The sequence below is a fragment of the Massilia terrae genome (assembly GCF_024753145.1).
In the GTDB taxonomy this organism is placed as follows: Bacteria; Pseudomonadota; Gammaproteobacteria; order Burkholderiales; family Burkholderiaceae_D; genus Telluria; species Telluria terrae.
In genome coordinates this window covers 18211-39558 of record NZ_JANUGU010000011.1, presented here as the reverse complement: position 1 = coordinate 39558, position 21348 = coordinate 18211, and the positions used below count along the sequence as shown (strand labels likewise).

Here is a 21348-nt window from a genome sequence, read left to right as displayed (position 1 = left end):
TTTGGCAAATGCATTGCATGACAATGGACTTGGCAGCTCACTACAAAACAGGTTCGACATGACGAACAATCTGCAAGTGAAGGTTTGGCGCGGCAAGGAAGAAGGCGGCTTCGTCACTTACGAAGTCCCGCGCCTGGAAAGCCAGACCGTGCTGGACGTGGTGACCCACATCCAGCGCCGCATCGACCCGGGACTATCCTATCGCTACGCCTGCCGGGTCGGCATGTGCGGCTCGTGCGCGATGACGGTCAACGGCAAGGCGCGCTGGACCTGCCGCACCCACGTGGCCAACGTCGCCCAGGACGGCAAGCTGGAACTGGCGCCGCTGTCCAATCTCCCCGTGATCAAGGACCTGGTCACCGACATGACCGAGTTCTTCGACAAGTGGGCGCGCGCCAAGGGCAGCTTCAAGGGCGACCAGACCCGGCACGACGAATTCGCGCTGGTCGAGCCGAAATCCGAAATGCGGATGGCGGCCAACGCCGGCATCGAATGCATCGGCTGCGGCGTGTGCTACGCCTCGTGCGACGTGGTCAGCTGGCGCCCGGATTACCTCGGCCCGGCCGCGCTGAACCGCGCATGGACGCTGGTGAACGACGTCCGCGACATCGGCAATGCCGAGCGCCTTCTGGCGGTGGCGGGCGACGCCGGCTGCCATTCCTGCCACACGCAGGGCTCGTGCACCGAACGCTGCCCCAAACACCTGGAGCCGACCGCGTCGATCGCGGGCCTGAAGCACGTCACCGTCAAAGCGCTGCGGAGGAAAGCATGAGCGATATCGTCACCGAAGTCCGGCTCTGGTACTGGAGCCGCATCAGCGCGATGGCGCTGTCGTTCTTCGTGCTGGTGCACCTTGCGATCATCGTCTACGCGGTGCACGGCGGGCTGACCGGCACACAGATCCTCGGGCGGACCCACGGCAACCTGGCCTTCGGCGTGTTCTACGGCCTGTTCGTGCTGGCCTGCGCGGTGCACGTGCCGTACGGCCTCGCGCGCATCCTGCGCGAGAGCGTCATGGGAGAACGCGCCGCCGGGCTGGTCTCGATGCTGTTCGCGCTGCTGCTGCTCGTGATGGGCCTGCGCGCCGTTTATGGAGTGGTGCTGGCATGAAGCGACTGAACGATTTCCGCGCGCGCAACCACCCGGCCTACTGGGCCTTCCTCGTGCACCGCTTCTCGGGCCTGGGCCTGGCGCTGTTCCTGCCGGTGCACTTCTGGGCGTTGGGCCATGCGATCACCGGTGAGGCATCGCTGAACAGCTTCATCGCGGTCACCAACCAACCGCTGTTCAAGTTCGGCGAATGGGGACTGGTGATGCTGCTGGCGGCGCACATGGCTGGCGGCATCCGCCTGCTGCTGATCGAATTCGGCCGCTGGAACGGCCTGCGCAAAAACCTGATCGCGCTGACCGCCGGCTTTGCCGCAATGACCGGCATGGCCTTCGCCCTGGCGCTAGTGTTTTAAAGGAGACGAACAATGAAAGTCGACTTGGCGGCGGTGGAAGAAGCCGCGAAAGAACTGTACATCCGCGCGCTGAAGGTGCTGCCGCCCGATATCAAGGGCGGCTTCGCGCGCTTGACGGAAACCGAGACCGCGCCGCGCGCGCAGGACATCCTCGCGACCATGGTGAAGAATATCCGCGTGGCCGAAGACAACAACAACCTGCTGTGCCAGGACACCGGGGTGCCGATCTATAACGTGACGATCGGGCGCGGCGTGGAAGTCGACGGCCATGCGCTCAAGCAGGCGATCCGCAAGGGCTGCGAACGCGCCACGCGCGAGCATCCGCTGCGCTCGTCGGTGGTGCATCCACTGACGCGCCAGAACGAGCACACCTCGTGCGGCATCGAGGTCCCGGTGCTGCACATCGACTTCAGCGACCAGCCGGACACGCTGACGATCCAGATGATCCCGAAAGGCAGCGGCTCCGAGAACAACTCCTTCCTGAAGATGGCGATTCCCGCCGAAGGCATTGGAGCGATCAAGGAGTTCGTGATCGACTGCGTGGTCAATGCCGGCGGAAAAACCTGCCCGCCCACCATCGTCGGGGTCGGGCTGGGCGGCACCTCGGACCTGTGCGTGGCGCTGGCCAAGCGCGCCGCCACGCGCGCGCTGGGCAGCCACTGCGCAGATCCCGAGGGCGCGAAGCTTGAAGTCGAGCTGACCGAGGCCGTGAACCAGCTCGGCGTCGGCCCGCAGGGGCTGGGCGGCGACTCGACCGCGTTCGCGGTGCACATCGAGCTGGCCGCCACCCACATCACGATGAACCCGATTGCCGTCAACATGCAGTGCCATTCGGCGCGCCGCGCTTCCGCGACCTTCACGCCAGACGGTCTCACCTACGGATTCTGATCATGGCCCACTACGACCTCACCATGCCCGTGACCGAGGAACAGGTGCGCAAGCTGCGCGTCAACGATACGGTTACGCTGCAGCGGACCCTGTTCGGGATTCGCGACGCCACCCAGATCCACATGTTCGACCGCGGCCGCAAGACCCGCTTCGACCTCAACGGCCAGGCCGTCATCCACACCGCGCCCAATGTGCGCAGGGTGGAAAAGAGCGCCGACTACCCGACCGGCTACCAGCAGGTCTGCATCGGCACCACCACCTCCGACCGCATGGAGCGCTTCACGCGGCCGCTGATGGCGCAATACGGCGTGCGCTTCATTGTCGGCAAGGGCGGACTGCGCCAGGGTTCGCAGGATGCCTTCCGCGACCTGGGCGGCGCCTATCTCGCGATTGTCGGCGGCACCGCGGCGCTGGAAACCACCTGGATCGAGCAGATCGAGGACGTCGACCTCGACGACCTGAATCCGGAATCGCTGTGGAAGTTCAGGATCCGCGATTTCGGCCCGCTGCTGGTGGCGATGGACAGCCACGGCGGCAGCCTGTACACCGATGTGAAAGCCGACGTCGAAGCGCGCCGCGCCAAGGTGCTGGCCAGCCTGGGAGTGACGAAATGAAGCCGATCAAGCGCGTGCAGACCGACATTCTGATCCTCGGCTCCGGCGGCGCCGGCCTGTTCGCGGCGCTCCACGCGCACCAGGCCGACCCATCGCTGTCGATCACGGTGGCGGTGAAGGGACTGCTCGGCAAATGCGGCTGCACGCGCATGGTGCAGGGCGGCTACAACGTCGCGCTGGCCGAGGGCGACTCGGTCGAGCGCCATTTCATGGACACGATCGAGGGCAGCAAGTGGCTGGCCAACCAGGAGCTGGCGTGGACGCTGGTGACCAAGGCGGTCGAGCGCATCCACGAGCTGGAAAATGAACTGGGCTGCTTCTTCGACCGCAACCCGGACGGCACCGTGCACCAGAAGGCGTTCGCGGGCCAGACTTTTGATCGCACCGTGCACAAGGGCGACCTGACCGGCATCGAGATCATCAACCGGCTGTCCGAGCAGGTCTGGGCACGCGGTATCCACCGGCTGGAAGAGCACCGCGCGGTCGAGCTGATCAAGACCGAGGACGGCAAGGCGCTGTCCGGCGTGCTGATGATCGATATGCGCACCGGCGAATTCGTGTTCGTGCAAGCCAAGGCCGTGCTGCTGGCGACCGGCGGCGGGCCGACCATGTACAAGTTTCACACACCGTCCGGCGACAAGAGCTGCGACGGCCTGGCGATGGCGCTGCGCGCCGGCCTGCCGCTGCGCGACATGGAGATGGTGCAGTTCCACCCCACCGGCCTGCTGGCGGGCACGCACACGCGCATGACCGGGACGGTGCTGGAGGAAGGACTGCGCGGCGCCGGCGGCTACCTGCTCAACGGCGAGGGCGAGCGCTTCATGAGCAACTACGACCCGCGCGGCGAGCGCGCCACCCGCGACATCGTCTCGCGCGGCATCTACGCCGAGATCCGCGCCGGGCGCAGCACGCCCAACGGCGGGGTCTACATCCAGATGTCGCACCTCGGGCCGGACAAGGTGCGCCAGCAGTTCAAGGGCATGGTCGAACGCTGCGGCGACTGCGGCTTCGACCTCGCCGGCGGCCGCGTGGAAGTGGTGCCGACGGCGCACTACATGATGGGCGGCGTGGTGTTCAAGCCTGACACCACCACCGAACTGACCGGACTGTTCGCGGCCGGCGAGGACACCGGCGGCGTGCACGGCGCCAACCGGCTCGGCGGCAACGGCGTGGCCAACTCCACGGTGTTCGGCGGGATCTCGGGCGAATCGATGGCCGCGTGGGTCGGGCGCAACCCGGGCTTGCGCGCGCCGGACGAGGCGGCGATCACGCGCAGCATGATGGAACATACGCTGCCGTTCACGCAGGAGCCCGGCGACCTCGAAGCGATCCGCGAGGCCCTGTTCGAGTGCATGTGGCTGGACGTGGGCATCCTGCGCACCGCCGACGGCATCCGCCGCGCCCAGCGCCGGCTGGAAGAGCTGGACGCGCAGCTGGCGCGCACCGGCATCCCGGACGGCGACCGGGCCTACAACCTGTCATGGCACGACTGGATGAATCTGCGCAGCCTGATCGCAGTGAGCCGGGTGATCGCCGCCGCCGCGCTGCTGCGCGAGGATTCGCGCGGCGCCCACTACCGCGAGGACTTTCCGCAGAGCGGCGATCTTGAAACGTCGAGCTTCACGGTGGCGCGCATGGGCGCGTCCAAGCTGGAGCTCGGCCGGGAAGCGGTGCGCTTCGAACGCGTGCGTCCGGGGCACACAATCCTGGAGCCGGAAGCGGCCCCTGCAAAATAAAAGGTGAACTCATTTAAGTCATCTAGTTGAATTTATTGCGACACTGGTCTACTATCAGGTGGTCGTGCAGTGAAAAGTAGTCAGCGATCGATCTAGCATCATCCGGACAGGGGGAGAGACCACACAACAGGCGCACAAGCGCCACCCCTTACACCAACCGATATTGGAGGAGACATCCAATGCAAGTCAGATCCATTCTGTTGTGCGCCGGGGCCGCCGCCCTGTTCTCCACCTCGTTCGCCGCGGGCGCCGAGATCACCGACCTGAAAATCGCCGAGCAGTACGGCATCAGCTACCTTCCCCTGATGATCATGGAAGACCAGCACCTGGTCGAGAAGTATTCGAAGGAAGCCGGCGCCGGCGGGCTGAAGGTCACCTGGGCCAAGTTCGCGGGCGGGAACGTGATGAACGACGCGCTGCTGTCGGACAGCCTGCACATCGCGGCGGGCGGCGTGGCGCCCCTGGTCACGCTGTGGGCCAAGACCCGCGGCAACTACGACGTCAAGGCCGTGGCGGCGCTGAACTCGATGCCGCTGTACCTGAACACCCGCAATCCCGCCGTCAAGACCATCAAGGACTTCACCGACAAGGACAAGATCGCGCTGCCGGCCGTGAAGGTCTCGATCCAGGCCGTGACGCTGCAGATGGCGGCCGAGCAGGCCTTCGGCCCCGGCCAGCAGAACAAGCTCGATCGCCTGACCGTGTCGATGAGCCACCCGGACGGCCAGGCCGCCCTGCTGTCGGGCACCAGCGAGGTGGACGCCCAATTCAGCTCGCCGCCGTTCCAGTACCAGCAGCTTGAAAAGCCGGGCATCCACACGGTGCTCAATTCCTACCAGGTGCTGGGCGGCCCCGCCACCTTCAACCTGATCTGGACCACCACCAAGTTCCGCAAGGAGAACCCGCGCGTCTATGCCTCCTTCGTGATGGCGCTCGAGGACGCGATCGAGATGATCAACAAGGACAAGCGGGCAGCGGCCGAGATCTACCTGCGCATGTCGAAGGACAAGAGCAGCGTCGAGGACATCATGAAGATGCTGGACGACCCGCAGATCAAATTCACGACCACCCCGCAGAACGTCATGAAGTACGTGGACTTCATGCACAAGATCGGCTCCATCAAGGTCAAGCCGGCATCCTGGAAGGACATGTTCTTCGATAACGTGCACAAGCTGCCGGGCAGCTGAGCCGACACAGGACATCGGCCCACCGCAGACAAGCAAAAGGATGGAGAGTCATGGACATGAGCACCCCGCAGCAAGGGCCCAGCCCGCTTTTGGACGTGCGTGACGTCACGCTGCAATACAAGACCAAGGCCCACCTGGTGACCGCGACCTACCGCGTCAACTTCCAGGTGTTCAAATCGGACCGCTACGTGCTGCTGGGGCCTTCCGGCTGCGGCAAGTCGACGCTGCTGAAGGCGGTCGGCGGCTACCTGACGCCGACCGAAGGAGAGATCCGCCTCAAGGACAAGCTGGTCACGCGGCCGGGACCGGACCGCATGATGGTGTTCCAGGAGTTCGACCAGCTGCTGCCCTGGAAGACAGTGAAGGAGAACGTGATGTTCCCGCTGTGCGCCTCCGGCAAGCACACCGCGAAGTCGGCGGAAGAGAAGGCGATGCAGTACATCGAGAAGGTCAACCTGGCCAAGTTCGCGAACCACCATCCGCACATGCTTTCGGGCGGCATGAAGCAGCGGGTGGCGATCGCGCGCGGCATGGCGATGGAGCCGGACGTGCTGCTGATGGACGAGCCCTACGCGGCGCTGGACGCGCTCACGCGGCGCAAGATGCAGGACGAGCTGCTGCACCTGTGGGACGACACCCACTTCACGGTGCTGTTCGTGACGCACTCGATCCCTGAAGCGATCAAGTGCGGCAGCCGCATCCTGCTGCTGTCGCCGCACCCGGGCCAGGTGAAGGCGGAGCTGGCCAGCGCGCCGCGCGACTGCGAGGACCCGCGGATAGCCAAGGAGCTCGAACACGAGATCCACAAGATGCTGTTCGCCGACGATATCGAAGAGAAGGAGGTGCAGCATGTCTAAGGACGCCATCCTGTGGTCGCGGCCGCCGATCCACCGCGAGCCGCTCGATTCCTCGCAGTTCGGCGTCGTGCAGAAGCCGCTGTCCACTTTCGAGAAGCTGTACAACGTCAGCGCGCTGCGCAAGGCCTTCATCCTGATCGTGCTGATGGTGGCGTGGGAAGGCGGCGCACGCATGCTGAACAACGAGCTGCTGTTCCCGACCTTCAGCGCCACCGTGCAGTCGCTGGCCACGCACCTGGTCGAGGGCGACCTGCTGGTCAAGATCTGGGCCTCGCTCAAGGTGCTGCTGATGGGGTACGGGATCGGCATCGCGCTGGCGGCGCTGCTGACCGCGTTCGGCATCTCGTCGCGCATCGGCACCGACTTCCTGGAGACGCTGACCTCGATGTTCAATCCGCTGCCGGCGATTGCGCTGCTGCCGATCGCGCTGATCTGGTTCGGCCTCGGCAATGGCAGCCTGATCTTCGTGCTGGTGCATTCGGTGGTGTGGGCGGTCGCGCTCAACACGCACTCGGGCTTCCTGGCGGTGTCGAACACGCTGCGCATGGTGGGCCGCAATTACGGGCTCGGTGGCCTCAGCTATGTGACCAAGATCCTGATCCCGGCGGCCTTCCCCAGCATCCTGACCGGCCTGAAGATCGGCTGGGCGTTCGCCTGGCGGACCCTGATCGCGTCCGAGCTGGTGTTCGGCGTGAGCTCCGGTTCCGGCGGCCTTGGCTGGTTCATCTACGAGAACAAGAACCAGCTGGAGATCCCGAGCGTGTTCGCCGGCCTGCTCACCGTGATCCTGATCGGCCTGATCGTCGAGAACCTGGTGTTCCGCACCATCGAGACCCATACCGTGCGCAAGTGGGGCATGCAGGCCTGACCGGAGAACTTCATGAAAATCGTGATTTGCGAATTCATGGACGAAGCGTCCGTGAAGGACCTGCAACGCCGCTTCGATGTGGTGTACGACCCGCAGCTGGTGGACAAGCCGCAGGAACTGATGCGCGAGCTGGCCGATGCGATGGCGCTGATCGTGCGCAACCGCACCCAGGTACGCGGCGAACTGCTGGCGGCAGGGCCGCAGCTGAAGGTAGTCGGACGGCTCGGCGTCGGGCTGGACAACATCGACGTCGCGGCCTGCGAGGCGCGCGGCGTCGCCGTGATCCCGGCCACCGGCGCCAATGCGCTGGCGGTGGCCGAATACGTCATCAGCACCGCCATGGTGCTGCTGCGCGGCGCCTACCTGTCGAGCGGCGCGGTCGGCGCCGGCAAGTGGCCGCGCGCGCTGCTGTCGGAAGGACGCGAGAGCGCGGGCAAGACGCTGGGCATCGTCGGCTTCGGCGGCATCGGGCGGCTGGCGGCGAAGCTGGCGCGCTCGCTGGGCATGCGCGTGATCGGCTATGATCCGATGCTCGATGCCGATGCGCCGGCGTGGCGCGAGAGCGGCGCCACCTGCTGCAGCCTGGATGGCCTGCTGCGCGAAGCGGACGTGGTGACGCTGCATGTGCCGCTGACGGATGCCACCCACAAGCTGCTGGACGCGGCACGCATCGGCATGATGAAGCCGGGCGCGGTGCTGATCAATACGGCGCGCGGCGGCATCGTCGACGAAGCGGCATTGGCCGAGGCGCTGCGCGAGGGCCGGCTGGGCGGCGCTGCGCTCGACGTGTTCGAGCACGAGCCGCTGGCGGCGGGGTCGGTGTTGGCCGACGTACCCAACCTGATCCTGACGCCGCATATCGCGGGCGTCACGCGAGAATCGAATGAGCGCGTCAGCGCGATGATCGCCGAGCTGGTCGCCGGGCGGCTGCTCGGTACCACCACCACGGAGCATTCATGCCAACACCTAGCATTACCGACCTGACCACCCTTGCCACCAATGCGCTGCGGCGCGCGGGCGCGAGCGACGAGATGGCCGCGGCCACCGCTGCCGCCCTGGTCGCGGCGGAGGCGCAGGGGCTGGCCTCGCACGGCCTGTCGCGCATCCCGCAGTACGCGGGGCATCTGCGCAATGGGCGCGTCAACGGGCACGCCGTGCCGCAGGTCCAGCAGACCAAGCCGGCGGCGCTGCTGGTCGATGCGGAGGAAGGGCTGGCCTTCCCCGCCTGCGCGGTCGCGGTGCGCGAAGCGATCCGCTCGGCACGCGAATGCGGCGCTGCGTTCGCCTGCGTCACGCGCAGCCATCACTTCGGCGCGGCTGCTTATCACCTCGAGCCGGTCGCTCGCGCCGGCATGGTTGGCCTTGCGTTCGGCAATTCGCCGGGCGGCATGCCGGCATGGGGCGGCAAGCGCGCGCTGTTCGGCACCAATCCGATTGCCGCCGTGTTCCCAAGGCGCGGCGCGCCGCCGCTGGTGATCGACCTGTCGCTGTCGGAGGTCGCGCGCGGCAAGCTGATGGTCGCCGCCAAGAAGGGCGAGTCGATTCCGCTGGGCTGGGCACTGGACAAGGACGGCAATCCGACCACCGATCCCAAGGCAGGGCTGGAAGGCATGATGGTGCCGGCCGGCGGCGTGAAGGGTGCGATGCTTGCGCTGGTCGTCGAGCTGTTGTGCTGCGCGCTGACCGGTGCGGCGTTCGGGTTCGAGGCGGATTCATTCTTTGTCGAGCAGGGCAACCGGCCACGCATCGGGCAGGCGTTCATGGTGATCGATCCGGCGGCGCTGGCGGGGACGGATGTGTTCAGCGAGCGCGTGGAGACGCTGGTTGCGGCGATGCTGGTGGATCCAGATGTGCGGCTGCCGGGGCAGCGCAGGGAAGCGCTGGCGCGCAAGGCGGAGGCGGAAGGGATCGAGGTGCCCGATGCGCTCATCAAACAGCTTGAGGAGCTGGCGCAGGCGTAGTGCTTCATCCTCGCTCAACAATTAGCTTCGTCATTCCCGCTTTCGCGGGAGCGACGGTGAATTCAATGAATCAGCAAAGCCACCACCAATGGCCTTCGGCACCGAAACGATTGTTCTCCTCGCCCTCATCGTCCTGATGGCGTACACGGTATTCGGCCTCACCGGCTTCGGCTCGTCGATCACGGCGATGCCGCTGCTGGTGCAGGTGATCCCGCTGAAGCTGGCGGTGCCGCTGATGCTGATGTTCGACCTGTGCTCCGGCCTCCTGATGGGCATGCGCAACCGCCGCGTGATCGACCGCAAGGAGTTGCTGCGGCTGATTCCCTACATGCTGGTCGGGATGGCGATTGGCGTGTTCGCGCTGGTCAAAGTGCCGGAGCGCTGGCTGCTGCTGATCCTCGGCACCTTCATCCTGGCCTACTCGGCATGGAGCCTGCTGCTCAAGCGCGAGCCGCAGCCGCTGGCCTCCGGCTGGTCGGCGCCGCTCGGCATGGCGGGCGGGATGTTCACCGCGCTGTTCGGCACCGGCGGACCGATTTATACGATTTACCTCACGCGCCGCCTCGACGACAAGGCCGTGCTGCGCGCCACCATCAGCGCGCTGATTTTCACGACCAGCATTTCGCGGCTGGTGTTCTTCTCCTCGGTCGGGCTGCTGCAGCAGAACTCCCTGTTCTCACTTGCTGCCATGCTGCTGCCCTGCTCGCTGCTCGGCCTCTACCTCGGCAACCGCCTGCACAGCCGGCTGCCGGCGCAGCGCGTGGTGCAGGCGATCTGGGTGATCCTGATCGCCGGCGGCGTCAGCCTCGTCGCCCGCAACCTGTAGACCTAGCGCTCCGGCAGCAGCACCAGCATGTGCGCGGCGACGGCCTGGCCGTGCAGCCTGAGCCGGTTTCGCGCCAGGCATTCGTAGCTCGCGCCTGCCTTGCGGGCCGCACCGAGGCTGGCCTCGTTGCCCTCGGCGATGACGATTTCGACGCGCGACAACTGCAGCGTCTCGAACGCGAATTTCGCCAGCGCTTTCGTGGCCGCACTCGCCGCGCCCTGGCGCCTGGCGGAGTCGCGCACCCAGTAGCCGAGATTGCAGAAGCCGTTGACCTGGTTGAACTGGTTCAGGCCGGCGCCGCCGATGAAGCTCACGGCATCAGCCAGGAAGATGCCGAACTGGTAAGACGTCCCGCTGGCCCAGCCGTCGTTGCAGATCGCAAACCAGTCGAGCGCCTGGCTTTCGCTGAAGTCGGCATCGGCCCAGGGCATCCATCGGACGAGGCTGGCCGCCGATTCGCGCGCGGCGGCGGCGAAGGCGGGCGCATCGGATTCGACGAAGCGCCGCAGCAGGAAATCGCCTGCATCGAGCTGGGCGCGCGGCTCCGTTTCAACTTGAACAGGATTCATAATGGCAATATTGGCTCACATTGCCTGCGATGGTAGCCCTGCTGGTGACGGCTGTCGATGTCGAGAAGCTCCCTCCGCGCTTGTGTTTTCCAAGGTCCTGTCACCATGCGCTCCTTTTCTTCGTCTCGAAAGGTCTCATTTGATCTTCATTTGATCGCGCTTGCGCAGCCGAGGTCCGATGAGGTCGAAAAGAGACGCAATGAGATAGCAAAATGAGATCCATTGGTGCCAGCACCCTGGCGAAACGTCGCCCACACCATACCGCCGCGCGCAAGCTTTCCTGTCGTGTACGGTGCTCCCTCTTTTCCGCATCAAATCTATGATGCCCCATGAACTACGAGTTCCGAGCGCCAGGCGATGCCGGGAAGACTCCGGTGTTCTCCGAAAGCAATGTCGAACGCACACTGTCCGATTATGAAGCGAGCCCGGCGTCGCTGAGGCTGGCGCTGGTCATGGTCGCGCTGTCGCTCGGCATGTTCCTGGCGCTCGTCCCCTTTGCGCGCCAGGCGCTGCCGCCGGCCAACTGGTTCATCCCGCTCTACGAGCCCGTCATCGTGATGAACGACCTCATCACGATGACGCTTCTGTTCGGCTACTTTCGCCTGACACGCCGCTCCGAAATCCTCGTGCTGGGTTGCGGCTACCTGTATTCGGCCGTGATGGCGACCGTCCACCTGCTGAGCTTTCCAGGCGTGTTCGCGGCCGCCGGCCTGCTCGGCGCGGGATCGCAGACGACCGGCTACCTGCACGTCTTCTGGCACCTCGGCTTTCCCATCGCAATCATTGCCTATTCCTTCCTGAAGGATAAGCACCGCCGCGTGATCCGCCGCGGTCCTCCGATGGCCTGGGCCTTGCTGGTGACGCTGGGCTGCGCCGCGCTGCTGAGCTTGCTGGCGGTGTACGCCACCGACCTGCTGCCGCAAATGCTCAGGGATAACAAGTACTCGTCCGCCTTCAATATCGGCCGCTACGGCCAGTGGTTCGTGACCGGCGTCGCGCTGGCCGTCCTGCTGACCCGCCGCTCGACCTCGGCACTCGACCTGTGGCTGGCCGTGGTGCTGTCCGCCTGGTTCTTCGAAATCGGGCTGGTGGCCATTTTCAATGCGGGCCGCTGGGATGTCGGCTTCTACGCCGGCCGCTTCTACAGCCTGCTGGCATCGAGCTTCGTGCTGATCATGCTGTTGAACGAGCACAACCGGATGTACCGCGACCTCGCCTCCGCGCAGGCCGGCGCGCGGACGGCGGCAGGCTTGCGCGAATCGCGCGAAGTATTGCGACTGGCCCTGCAAGCGGGACGCATGGGCGTGTTCAGCTGGGATCTGCGGGAACGGCGCGCATGGTGGAGCCCGGAACTGGAACACATGGTCGGCATGGCGCCCGGCACGCTCGCACCCGAACCCGATGCGCTGCTGAACTATGTCCTGCCGGAAGACCGCGACGCCCTGCGCGAGAAGATCGACGATTGCTTCCGCAACGGCGTCGAATGCAGCGTCGACTTTCGAATGCGCAATGCGCGCGGCGATTTGCTGTGGGCATCGGCGCGCGGGGTCGCCCAATATGACGAACAAGGCAAGCCGCACCAGGTGTTCGGCGTCATCGCCGACATCACCGACAAGAAGCTGGGCGAGGATGCCACCGCCGAACTGGAGGAACGCTTCCACACGCTGGCCAACGAGATCCCGCAGATCGCCTGGATGGCGCGGCCGGACGGCTGGGTGGCGTGGTTCAACCGCCGCTGGTACGAATACACCGGGCTCGCGCCGGAAGAATCCGAGGGCTGGAGCTGGCAAAGCGCGTACGACCCGGCCCTGCGGCCGCTGGCGCTGGAACGGTGGCGCTTCTCGATCGCCACCGGCGCCCCGTTCGAGCTGGTGCTGCCGATCAAGGGCGCGGACGGCAAGTACCGCCAGTTCCTGTGCCGCGCGGTGCCGCTGCGCAATGCCGACGGCAACATCATCCACTGGTTCGGCAGCAACACCGACATCACGGCCCAGAGCGAGGCCGAGCAGGCGCTGAAGAAGGCCGACCAGCGCAAGGACGAATTCCTCGCGACGCTGGCGCACGAGCTGCGCAACCCGCTGGCGCCGATCCGCAACGCCAGTGAGCTGCTGTCGCGCCTGTCCGGCCTGCCGCACAATGTCGAGCGCGCGCTGACCATCATCGACCGCCAGTCACGCCACCTGGCGCGCCTGGTCGACGACCTGCTGGAGGTGTCGCGCATCACCCAGGGCAAGGTGCGGCTGTCGAAGAAGCGGGTGTCGCTGGTCGACTGCCTGACCGATGCGCTGCACGCGGTGGAGGCCGCGCTCAAGCAGGCCGGGCACGAGGTCTCGGTCCACCTCGGCGACGACCCGCTGTATGCCGACGCCGACGCCACGCGCATCGTGCAGTGCTTCGTCAACCTGCTGAACAATGCGATCAAGTTCACGCCGCACGCCGGCACCATCGAGGTGTACGCGGGCCGTTCGCGCGGGCGGGCTCAGGTCTCGATCACGGACAGCGGGGTGGGCATCGCGCCGGAACACATCAAGGACATCTTCGGCCTGTTCGCCCAGGTCACGCCGGCGCTGGAACGCAGCCACGGCGGGCTCGGGATCGGCCTGGCGCTGGTGAAGGGCTTCGTCGAACTGCACGAGGGCAGCGTCAGCGCGTCGAGCCGGGGTTTGGGCCAGGGCAGCACCTTCACGGTGGACCTGCCGCTGTGCGAGGCGCGCGTGCAGGAGGAGCCGGACGTGCCGCTGGTCTCGCAGGAAGCGCGCCTGCATCCGCGCCGCGTGCTGGTGGTGGACGACAATCTCGACGCGGCGGCGAGCATGGTGGCGCTGCTGCACGAGGCCGGGCACGAAGTGCGCGAGGCGCATGACGGAAGGGAGGCGCTGCGCGCCGCCTTCGAGTTCGAGCCGGAGGTGATCCTGCTCGACATCGGGATGCCGGAAATGTCGGGGCTGGACGTGGCGCGCGAGCTGCGCCGCCGGGTGGGGCTGCGGCGGCCGCGCATCATCGCGGTGACCGGCTGGGGGCAGGAGAGCGACCGCAAGCTGACGCGCGATGCCGGCTTCGATTTCCATCTGACCAAGCCGGTCAATCACACGGAGCTGGATGTGCTGCTGTCGATGGAGCCGGCGCCGCCGCGGCCGCCGGTGCGGCATTGAGCGGGGCGCAGCAGGCCTGCCTGCTCGGCATGGGTCCCTGCGCCGGGACGACGTGCATGAACTAGCTCAAAAATAGACCACCGTCGTTCCCGCGGAGGCGGGAACCCATACTGAGCATCCGGTCAAGCGGTCTATGGGTTCCCGCCTGCGCGGGAACGACGGTCAATGCTCAAGCCATCGCCGGCTTCGCCGCCCTGACGGGCACCGGCGCCGGCTGCAGGTCCTGGTCCAGCTGCGGCTCGGCATCCACCTCCAGCACCGGCACCACCTCGCCATTGAGCACGGCCCGCGCCCGCACCAGGTCGATCTCGCCTTCCCAGCGCGCCACCACGATGGTCGCCACCGCATTGCCCACCAGGTTGGTCAGCGCGCGGATCTCGTTCATCAGCCGGTCGATGCCGATCACCAGCGCGATCCCCGCCACCGGCAGGATATGGGTCGAGCCGAGCGTGGCCGCCAGCGCCACCAGCGCCGCGCCGGCCACGCCAGCGCCGCCCTTGGACGTGAGCAGCAGGATCGCCAGCAAGCCCACCTGCTGCCACAGCGACAGGTCGATATTGAGCGCCTGCGCAATGAACAGCGAGGTCATGGTCAGGTAGATCGCCGCGCCGTCCAGGTTGAAGGAATAGCCGGTCGGCACCACCATGCCCACCACCGAACGCTTGATGCCCAGGTTCTCCAGCTTCTGCATCAGCTGCGGCAGCACCGACTCGGTGGTCGCCGTGCCCAGCACGATGAACAGCTCTTCCTTGATGTATTTGAGCAGCTTCCACAGCGACACGCCGCCGATCTTCGCCACCGAGCCCAGCACCACCATCACGAACAGCGCGGTAGTCAGGTAGTAGGCGCCGATCAGCGTGGCCAGCTGCTGCAGGGTGCCGATGCCGAATTTGCCGACGGTGAAAGCCATCGCCCCGAAGGCGCCGATCGGCGCCAGCTTCATCACCAGCCCGACCACGCCCAGCAGGGCCTTGCCGAATTCATCGACGATTTCGCGCGCCTTGCGGCTGCGCTCGCCCATGATCGACAGCGACACGCCGAACAGCACCGAGAACAGCAGCACCTGCAGCAGGTTGCCCTTGGCGAAGGCATCGACGATGGAGGTGGGGATGATCGAGGTCACGTAGCCGAGCACGGTTTCCGGATGGGCCTTGTCGGCAATCGCCGCCACCGCGCCCTTGTCGAGCGAGGCCAGGTCGGCATTGATGCCATGGCCCGGCTGCACCACATTGGCCACCACCATGCCGATCACCAGCGCCAGCGTGGTCACGATTTCGAAATACAGCACGGCCTTGCCGCCCACGCGGCCGACCTTCTTCAGGCTTTCCATGCCGGCGATGCCGGACACGATGGTACAGAACACGACCGGGGTGATGACCATCTTGATGCCGTTGATGAAGGCATCCCCCAGCGGCTTCATGTCGGTGGCAATCTTCGGATAAAAATAACCCGTCGCGATACCCGCGATGAGCGCCACCACCACTTGGAAATACAAACTGCGAAAAAGCGAGCTCCTCATTTACTCCTCCTACCGCTCCAGAATGGAATGGGTTCCGCGCGGCTTGGGCCATCTGCTGATCCGCTCTGCGGCGGGCACGTGAACTCTGATGCTGAATGCTTGTTTGCGTCGTCGGGCGCCTGGCCGCACTTCTAATCGATAATCCTTGCCTCCATCTGTTCTGTCGACTTCATGCTATCGGGCGAACGCGCCCAAGTCAAACATATCATCTAAATCACTTCGCAAACTGTTCCGGCCTCACACGAAGGCGGTGACGACGCGGTTGATGAGGTAGCCGCCGGTCATCAGGAACAGGAACAGGATGCTCGCCAGCAGGATCGGCTTGGCGCCGGCTTGCTGGATCGCGCCGGCGTGGGTGCGCAGGCCCAGCGCCGCCATCGCCATCGCCAGCAGCACGGTGTCCACCGCCAGGATGGCGTCGACTACGCCGGCCGGCAGCAGGTGCAGCGAGTTGACGCCAGCGGCGACGATGAACAGCAGCGCGAACCAGGGGATGGTGATCTTGCCCTTCTTGCCGGCGCCAGCCTCGTCGCCCACGCGGCTCGACAGGATCACGAGGAAAGGCGCCAGCATCATCACGCGCAGCATCTTCTCGATCACCGCGGACGCGGCAGCGTGCTCGCTCACCGAACGACCCGCCACCACCACCTGGGCCACCTCATGAATGGTGGAGCCGGCGTACAGGCCGTAGGCGGTCTCGGACAGGCCCAGGTGCGGATACAGCAGCGGGTAGATGAACATGCCCAGCGTACCGAAGATGACGACAGTGGCCACCGCCACCGACACCTTGTGGGCTTGGCCGCGCACCACCGGCTCGGTAGCCAGCACGGCGGCCGCGCCGCAGATCGAGCTGCCGGCGCCGATCAGCATCGCGGTCTGGCGGTCGAGGCCGAACACGCGGGTGCCCAATTGCACCGCCAGCGTGAAGGTGGCGGCGATCACCAGCACGTCGATCAGGATGCCGGCCCAGCCGATCTGGAAAATGTCCTGGAAGGTGATACGGAAACCGAACAGGATGATGCCCAGCCGCAGCAGCTTGGCCTTGGCGAATTCCACCCCTTCGCCCGAAAACGGCGCGATGCGCGGGAACACCGTATTGCCCAGCGCGATGCCGAGCACGATGGCCAGCGTCAGCGCGCTGATGCCCAGGTGCTTGACCGGCGCCAGGTCTGCGCCCCAGATGCCGGCGGCGGCGATCGCGCCGGCCAGTGCCAGTCCGGCGGCGAGGCTGCTGCGCTTGGACGAATTGTTCATGTGTGCGGCTCCATTGATTCTTTGCCGCCACAGTACGCCCCGCGCGCTTATAAGAAAAACGAGTTATATTGATATAACTAATCAATAGAATTGATATACCGATGCTGCGAACCACGCTCCGCCAGATCGAAGTCTTCGTCGCGACCGCCCAGAAAGGCAACGTGACCCAGGCCGCCAACGCGCTCGGCATGACCCAGTCGGCCGCCAGCATGGCCTTGGCAGAGTTCGAGAACCAGCTCGGCACCCGCCTGTTCGACCGCATCGGCAAGCGCCTGGTGCTGAACGAGGATGGCCGCACGATGTACCCGCAGGCGGTCGAGATGATCGGCCGCGCGCACGACCTGGAGGGCGTGTTCAGCAAGGCCGGGCGCCCGGTCGACCTGCGGCTGGCGGCCAGCTCCACCATCGGCAACTACCTGCTGCCGCAGCTGATCGGGCGCTTTCGGCAGCAGCGGCCCGGCAGCCGTTTCGAGCTGGAGGTAGGAAACACGCGGCTGGTGATGCAGCGCGTGCTGCATTTCGAAGTGGACGTCGGCTTCGTCGAAGGGCCGTGCATGGACGCCGACATCGACGCCCTGTTCTGGCGCACCGACGAGCTGGCGATCTGCGTCCGGCCGGACAGCCCGCTGGCCCAGCCGGGCGCGGCGACGGTGGAGGCGCTGCGGGAGGCCGAGTGGATCCTGCGCGAGCGCGGCTCGGGCACGCGCGAGGTGGTGGAACAGCTGCTCACCAGCCAGCTGGGCGACATCCGGCTGGCGATGGAGCTGGGCGGCACCGAGGCGATCAAGCGCGCGGTGGAAAGCGGGATCGGCATCTCCTGCCTGCCCAGGATAGCCCTGGCCGGCGCCATCGAGCGCGGCAACCTGGTGATGCTCGATACACCTTTCCTCAAGCTGACGCGGTCGTTTCATATCCTGCTGCACAAGCAGAAGCACAGGACGGAAGGGCTGGAGAGCCTGCTGGCGTTCTGCCAAGCAGCGTAAATAAAATAGCAAAGTTGCAGTCGTTCCCGCGCAGGGTGAACAATCCCCCCGGGATTGTTCACCCCATGCTGAGCATCCTGTTACGCGGTCTATGGGTTCCCGCCTGCGCGGGAACGACGGCGCTTGAAAATTCAACTAGGTGATCTGCATGAATCCCCACCCAAGCGCCCTTGTATTTGCTATCATGCGATCAATAGTCACTATCCGCGCAGGCCGCCCATGCAACAAGTCTTCCGCTCCGACGTCGCCCTCGGCCTACCGCTCTACCGCGAGGTCAAGCACAAGCTGATGGAATCGCTGCGCGACGGCGAATGGAAAGCCGGCGACATGATCCCGGCCGAAAAACGCCTGTGCGAGCGCTACGGCGTCTCGGTCGGCACCCTGCGCAAGGCCGTCGACGAGCTCACCGCCGAGAACATCCTGATCCGCCACCAGGGCCGCGGCACCTTCGTCGCCTCGCACAGCCAGGACCGCTATATGTTCGGCTTCTTCCACATCTGCCCGAAGACCGGCCAGAAGGAATACCCGAAAGTCGAGTTCATCAGCCTGGACAAGGACAAGGCCGACCTCGACAGCGCGCGCCGGCTGGGCGTCGGCAAGGGCAGCAAGCTGCACCGCATCGTCAACCGCCTCAGCCTGTCCGGGCGCGCGGTGATCGTCGACCACATCCTGCTGCCGGACCGCTTCTTCCCGGGCCTGACCGAACAGCAGGTGCGCGAGCGCCGCACCACGCTCTACCAGCTGTACCAGGACAGCTTCGGCGTGGCCGTGCTGCGCACCGAGGAACGGCTCGATGCCGAAGGCGCCAGCGCCGAAGTGGCCGAACTGCTGGCGATCGCGCCGGGCACGCCGGTGCTGCACATCGTGCGCCGCGCTTTCTCCTTCCGCGACGAAGTGGTCGAACTGCGGCACTCGTGGGTGGTGACCACGGATCACGAGTACTTCAGCGGCGACGAGACGGTTTAACGTCCGCCAACTGATAGTACGGAGCCAAGAGTTACCGTCGTTCCCGCGGAAGCGGGAACGACGTTCTGTATATATCCCGCTTTAGTGGATGATCCGCGCCAAAAAGTCCCGCGCCCGCTCCGACTTCGGCGCACTGAAGAATTCGTCCTTCGACGTATCCTCCACAATCCTGCCGTGATCCATGAACACGATCCGGTCCGCGACCTTGCGCGCGAAGCCCATCTCGTGGGTCACCACCATCATGGTCATGCCTTCCTGCGCCAGCCCGACCATCACATCCAGCACCTCGTTGATCATCTCCGGATCCAGCGCCGACGTCGGCTCGTCGAACAGCATCGCGATCGGATCCATGGCCAGCGCCCGCGCGATCGCCACGCGCTGCTGCTGGCCGCCCGAAAGACGGCTCGGGTACTTGTCCTGGTGCGCCAGCAGGCCGACCCGGTCCAGGTACTTCAGGCCATTCGCCGTCGCCTCCTCCAGGCTGCGCCCCAGCACCTTCACCTGCGCCAAGGTCAGGTTGTCGCGTACCGTCAGGTGCGGGAACAGCTCGAAATTCTGGAACACCATGCCGATCTTCGAGCGCAGCTTCGGCAGGTCGGTCTTCGGATCGCCCACCTCGACGCCATCGACGCGCACCGCGCCGCGCTGGAACGGCTCCAGCCCGTTGACGGTCTTGATCAGGGTCGACTTGCCCGAGCCGGACGGCCCGCACACCACCACCACGTCGCCGCGCGCGACCCGGGTGCTGCAGTCGCTGAGCACCTGGAACTGGCCATACCACTTGCTGACACCGTCAATTTCGATCATGTTTCATCGTCTTTCGGAAGCCCCGAGTGAGGCCGTGTGGCGCGCCCGGCGGGCATGCTTGACAGCACCATCAGTGCCAAGGATACTGCGGAACTTGCCAATAACGCCAATACGAACCCTGGCAGTTCGCTCATAAAAAAGAGTCGCTATTGTGCCCGAAACCCGTGCGGCACAGGACGAAATCTCGGCGGTGGAGACACCACGCCGGTCACTGGAGAGAGCAGTCTATGAATAACCGAAGCCGCCTGACTACCTACATCCTCGTGGGCCTGGTGCTGGGCATCGCCGTTGGCTACCTGGTCAACACCAACACCGACGCCGCCGGCGCCAGCGGTTTCGCTGACAAGATGGGGCTGCTGACGACGCTGTTCCTCCGCCTGATCAAGATGATCATCTCGCCGCTGGTGTTCGCGACGCTGGTGGTCGGCATCGCCAAGATGGGCGACGCCAAGGAAGTGGGCCGCATCGGCGTCAAGGCGCTGGGCTGGTTCATCATCGCCTCGATCATGTCGCTCACGCTCGGCCTGGTCCTGGTGAACATCTTCCGTCCGGGCGACGCGCTGGCGCTGTCGCACGCGGTGCCGGCGGCGACCGCCACCTCGGACATCACGGCCAAGGGCCTGACGCTGAACGAGTTCGTGACCCACCTGGTCCCGAGCTCGATCGTGGACGGCATGGCCAAGAACGAAATCCTGCAGATCGTGATCTTCTCGATCTTCTTCGGCACCGCGGCCGCCGCCATCGGCGCCAAGGCCAACGCGATGATCGAAGCCATCGACGGCGTCGCCCACGTGATGCTGAAAGTGACCGGCTACGTGATGAACTTCGCGCCGGTCGCGGTGTTCGCGGCGGTCGCGGGCACCATCGCCAAAAGTGGCGTCGGCGTCATCTCGACCTACGGCGTGTTCATGGGCGAGTTCTACCTCGGCATCGCGCTGCTGTGGGTGATCCTGACCGTGGCCGGCATCATCTTCGTCGGCCCGCGCATCCTCAAGCTGCTCGGCATCCTGAAGGAACCGGCCCTGATCGCGTTCTCCTGCGCATCGTCTGAAGCGGCGTATCCGAAGACGCTGGAAGGCCTGGAGCGCTTCGGCGTGCGCAACCGCCTGGCCGCCTTCGTGCTCCCGATCGGCTACTCGTTCAACCTGGACGGCTCGATGATGTACTGCACCTTCGCGACCGTGTTCATCGCACAGGCCTACGGTATCCAGATCCCGATCGCGACCCAGCTGATGATGATGCTGGTGCTGATGCTGACCTCGAAAGGCATGGCCGGCGTGCCGCGCGCCTCGCTGGTGGTAATCGCCGCGACCCTAGGCCAGTTCCACATTCCCGAGGCAGGCCTGCTGCTCCTGATCGGCATCGACCACTTCCTCGACATGGCACGTTCGGCCACCAACGTTATCGGCAACGGCATCGCCACCGCCGTGGTCGCGAAGTGGGAGGGCGAGCTGACCGAGGGGAACGTCAACAAGGAAGTCGCCACCGCGCCGCTGGCATAAAAGGGGCGCGAAAAATAAGGATGGCCTTCCGCTGTGGAAGGCCATTTTTTTAGCCCTTAGCCGAGAGCCGTCATTCCCGCGAAAGCGGGAATCCCATTTTTTGCGTGAACGGCTACGGAGCGAAATGGGGTACCCGCTTTCGCGGGAACGACGGATTTGTAGAACCAGAAGCAGCAGTAACGGGCCAGCCCACAAG

The 21348-nt window shown here is 65.5% G+C and carries 20 protein-coding genes; 16 read left to right on the top strand and 4 right to left on the bottom strand.

Going from position 1 to position 21348, the window contains the following annotated elements; translation table 11 throughout:
* Positions 1–58 precede the first annotated feature (58 nt).
* The 12 genes from NX778_RS22835 to NX778_RS22780 all read left to right on the top strand — a co-directional run bounded on the left by NX778_RS22835 (position 59) and on the right by NX778_RS22780 (position 10400).
* Positions 59–772, top strand: coding sequence for a succinate dehydrogenase/fumarate reductase iron-sulfur subunit (locus NX778_RS22835; RefSeq protein WP_258814108.1), 714 nt, complete (start codon positions 59–61; stop codon positions 770–772).
* The gene (locus tag NX778_RS22830; RefSeq protein ID WP_258814107.1) at positions 769–1110 is read left to right on the top strand and encodes a succinate dehydrogenase; all 342 of its coding nucleotides are present in this window, start codon (positions 769–771) and stop codon (positions 1108–1110) included. Before NX778_RS22835 ends, NX778_RS22830 begins: the two co-directional genes overlap by 4 nt.
* Positions 1107–1463: a succinate dehydrogenase, cytochrome b556 subunit gene (sdhC, locus tag NX778_RS22825; RefSeq protein ID WP_258814106.1), complete on the top strand. Its 357-nt coding sequence runs from the start codon at positions 1107–1109 to the stop codon at positions 1461–1463. Before NX778_RS22830 ends, sdhC begins: the two co-directional genes overlap by 4 nt.
* Positions 1464–1475: 12 nt before the next feature.
* A complete protein-coding gene (locus NX778_RS22820; RefSeq protein WP_258814105.1) occupies positions 1476–2351 on the top strand; it encodes a fumarate hydratase in 876 nt (291 codons plus the stop codon).
* Between the two features lie 2 nt (positions 2352–2353).
* Positions 2354–2965 carry a fumarate hydratase C-terminal domain-containing protein gene (locus tag NX778_RS22815; protein WP_258814104.1) on the top strand — a complete coding sequence of 204 codons (612 nt, stop codon included), beginning with the start codon at positions 2354–2356 and terminating at the stop codon, positions 2963–2965.
* Positions 2962–4701 (top strand): L-aspartate oxidase, encoded by a 1740-nt coding sequence (locus NX778_RS22810; protein ID WP_258814103.1) that lies wholly within the window; start codon positions 2962–2964, stop codon positions 4699–4701. Before NX778_RS22815 ends, NX778_RS22810 begins: the two co-directional genes overlap by 4 nt.
* A gap of 179 nt (positions 4702–4880) precedes the next feature.
* Positions 4881–5888 (top strand): ABC transporter substrate-binding protein, encoded by a 1008-nt coding sequence (locus NX778_RS22805; protein ID WP_258814102.1) that lies wholly within the window; start codon positions 4881–4883, stop codon positions 5886–5888.
* 56 nt (positions 5889–5944) lie between these two features.
* Positions 5945–6745, top strand: a complete 801-nt coding sequence (locus tag NX778_RS22800) for an ABC transporter ATP-binding protein (RefSeq protein ID WP_258814190.1) — start codon at positions 5945–5947, stop codon at positions 6743–6745.
* Positions 6738–7613 carry an ABC transporter permease gene (locus NX778_RS22795; RefSeq protein WP_258814101.1) on the top strand — a complete coding sequence of 292 codons (876 nt, stop codon included), beginning with the start codon at positions 6738–6740 and terminating at the stop codon, positions 7611–7613. The genes NX778_RS22800 and NX778_RS22795 overlap by 8 nt, the downstream gene beginning before the upstream one ends.
* Positions 7614–7625: 12 nt before the next feature.
* Positions 7626–8597, top strand: a complete 972-nt coding sequence (locus tag NX778_RS22790; RefSeq protein WP_258814100.1) for a hydroxyacid dehydrogenase — start codon at positions 7626–7628, stop codon at positions 8595–8597.
* Entirely contained in the window at positions 8570–9574 is a 1005-nt protein-coding gene (locus NX778_RS22785) for an Ldh family oxidoreductase (RefSeq protein WP_258814099.1), read from the top strand. The genes NX778_RS22790 and NX778_RS22785 overlap by 28 nt, the downstream gene beginning before the upstream one ends.
* Before the next feature lie 88 nt (positions 9575–9662).
* A complete protein-coding gene (locus NX778_RS22780) occupies positions 9663–10400 on the top strand; it encodes a sulfite exporter TauE/SafE family protein (protein ID WP_258814098.1) in 738 nt (245 codons plus the stop codon).
* A gap of 2 nt (positions 10401–10402) precedes the next feature.
* On the opposite strand, the gene NX778_RS22775 is transcribed toward NX778_RS22780, so the two are convergent.
* The gene (locus NX778_RS22775; protein WP_258814097.1) at positions 10403–10969 is read right to left on the bottom strand and encodes a GNAT family N-acetyltransferase; all 567 of its coding nucleotides are present in this window, start codon (positions 10967–10969) and stop codon (positions 10403–10405) included.
* Between the two features lie 329 nt (positions 10970–11298).
* Here NX778_RS22775 and NX778_RS22770 point away from each other — a divergent pair, with 329 nt between their 5' ends.
* Complete coding sequence (locus NX778_RS22770; protein WP_258814096.1) at positions 11299–14121, top strand: MASE4 domain-containing protein; 2823 nt, start codon at positions 11299–11301, stop codon at positions 14119–14121.
* 169 nt (positions 14122–14290) lie between these two features.
* On the opposite strand, the gene dctA is transcribed toward NX778_RS22770, so the two are convergent.
* Together dctA and NX778_RS22760 are read right to left on the bottom strand one after the other, a co-directional pair.
* Positions 14291–15640, bottom strand: coding sequence for a C4-dicarboxylate transporter DctA (gene dctA, locus NX778_RS22765; protein WP_258814095.1), 1350 nt, complete (start codon positions 15638–15640; stop codon positions 14291–14293).
* Between the two features lie 237 nt (positions 15641–15877).
* A complete protein-coding gene (locus NX778_RS22760; RefSeq protein ID WP_258814094.1) occupies positions 15878–16894 on the bottom strand; it encodes a YeiH family protein in 1017 nt (338 codons plus the stop codon).
* 101 nt (positions 16895–16995) lie between these two features.
* Between NX778_RS22760 and NX778_RS22755 the strand changes: the two genes are divergently transcribed.
* Together NX778_RS22755 and NX778_RS22750 are read left to right on the top strand one after the other, a co-directional pair.
* Positions 16996–17877: a LysR family transcriptional regulator gene (locus NX778_RS22755; protein WP_258814093.1), complete on the top strand. Its 882-nt coding sequence runs from the start codon at positions 16996–16998 to the stop codon at positions 17875–17877.
* A gap of 219 nt (positions 17878–18096) precedes the next feature.
* Positions 18097–18843, top strand: a complete 747-nt coding sequence (locus NX778_RS22750) for a GntR family transcriptional regulator (RefSeq protein WP_258814092.1) — start codon at positions 18097–18099, stop codon at positions 18841–18843.
* 81 nt (positions 18844–18924) lie between these two features.
* Here NX778_RS22750 and NX778_RS22745 read toward each other — a convergent pair whose 3' ends face one another.
* On the bottom strand, positions 18925–19650 hold the full coding sequence (locus NX778_RS22745; protein WP_258814091.1) for an amino acid ABC transporter ATP-binding protein: 726 nt from the start codon (positions 19648–19650) through the stop codon (positions 18925–18927).
* 227 nt (positions 19651–19877) lie between these two features.
* Between NX778_RS22745 and NX778_RS22740 the strand changes: the two genes are divergently transcribed.
* Positions 19878–21152 (top strand): dicarboxylate/amino acid:cation symporter, encoded by a 1275-nt coding sequence (locus tag NX778_RS22740; protein WP_258814090.1) that lies wholly within the window; start codon positions 19878–19880, stop codon positions 21150–21152.
* Positions 21153–21348: the final 196 nt, after the last annotated feature.

Excerpts from the sequence above, each read along its gene's own strand:
- NX778_RS22760 (WP_258814094.1), bottom strand. The coding sequence starts at position 16,894 with ATGAACAATTCGTCCAAGCGCAGCAGCCTCGCCGCCGGACTGGCACTG.
- NX778_RS22820 (WP_258814105.1), top strand. The coding sequence starts at position 1,476 with ATGAAAGTCGACTTGGCGGCGGTGGAAGAAGCCGCGAAAGAACTGTAC.
- NX778_RS22755 (WP_258814093.1), top strand. The coding sequence starts at position 16,996 with ATGCTGCGAACCACGCTCCGCCAGATCGAAGTCTTCGTCGCGACCGCC.
- NX778_RS22795 (WP_258814101.1), top strand. The coding sequence starts at position 6,738 with ATGTCTAAGGACGCCATCCTGTGGTCGCGGCCGCCGATCCACCGCGAG.
- NX778_RS22740 (WP_258814090.1), top strand. The coding sequence starts at position 19,878 with ATGAATAACCGAAGCCGCCTGACTACCTACATCCTCGTGGGCCTGGTG.
- NX778_RS22810 (WP_258814103.1), top strand. The coding sequence starts at position 2,962 with ATGAAGCCGATCAAGCGCGTGCAGACCGACATTCTGATCCTCGGCTCC.
- NX778_RS22750 (WP_258814092.1), top strand. The coding sequence starts at position 18,097 with ATGCAACAAGTCTTCCGCTCCGACGTCGCCCTCGGCCTACCGCTCTAC.
- sdhC (WP_258814106.1), top strand. The coding sequence starts at position 1,107 with ATGAAGCGACTGAACGATTTCCGCGCGCGCAACCACCCGGCCTACTGG.
- NX778_RS22815 (WP_258814104.1), top strand. The coding sequence starts at position 2,354 with ATGGCCCACTACGACCTCACCATGCCCGTGACCGAGGAACAGGTGCGC.
- NX778_RS22790 (WP_258814100.1), top strand. The coding sequence starts at position 7,626 with ATGAAAATCGTGATTTGCGAATTCATGGACGAAGCGTCCGTGAAGGAC.
- dctA (WP_258814095.1), bottom strand. The coding sequence starts at position 15,640 with ATGAGGAGCTCGCTTTTTCGCAGTTTGTATTTCCAAGTGGTGGTGGCG.
- NX778_RS22805 (WP_258814102.1), top strand. The coding sequence starts at position 4,881 with ATGCAAGTCAGATCCATTCTGTTGTGCGCCGGGGCCGCCGCCCTGTTC.
- NX778_RS22835 (WP_258814108.1), top strand. The coding sequence starts at position 59 with ATGACGAACAATCTGCAAGTGAAGGTTTGGCGCGGCAAGGAAGAAGGC.
- NX778_RS22745 (WP_258814091.1), bottom strand. The coding sequence starts at position 19,650 with ATGATCGAAATTGACGGTGTCAGCAAGTGGTATGGCCAGTTCCAGGTG.
- NX778_RS22830 (WP_258814107.1), top strand. The coding sequence starts at position 769 with ATGAGCGATATCGTCACCGAAGTCCGGCTCTGGTACTGGAGCCGCATC.
- NX778_RS22785 (WP_258814099.1), top strand. The coding sequence starts at position 8,570 with ATGCCAACACCTAGCATTACCGACCTGACCACCCTTGCCACCAATGCG.
- NX778_RS22800 (WP_258814190.1), top strand. The coding sequence starts at position 5,945 with ATGAGCACCCCGCAGCAAGGGCCCAGCCCGCTTTTGGACGTGCGTGAC.
- NX778_RS22775 (WP_258814097.1), bottom strand. The coding sequence starts at position 10,969 with ATGAATCCTGTTCAAGTTGAAACGGAGCCGCGCGCCCAGCTCGATGCA.
- NX778_RS22770 (WP_258814096.1), top strand. The coding sequence starts at position 11,299 with ATGAACTACGAGTTCCGAGCGCCAGGCGATGCCGGGAAGACTCCGGTG.
- NX778_RS22780 (WP_258814098.1), top strand. The coding sequence starts at position 9,663 with ATGGCCTTCGGCACCGAAACGATTGTTCTCCTCGCCCTCATCGTCCTG.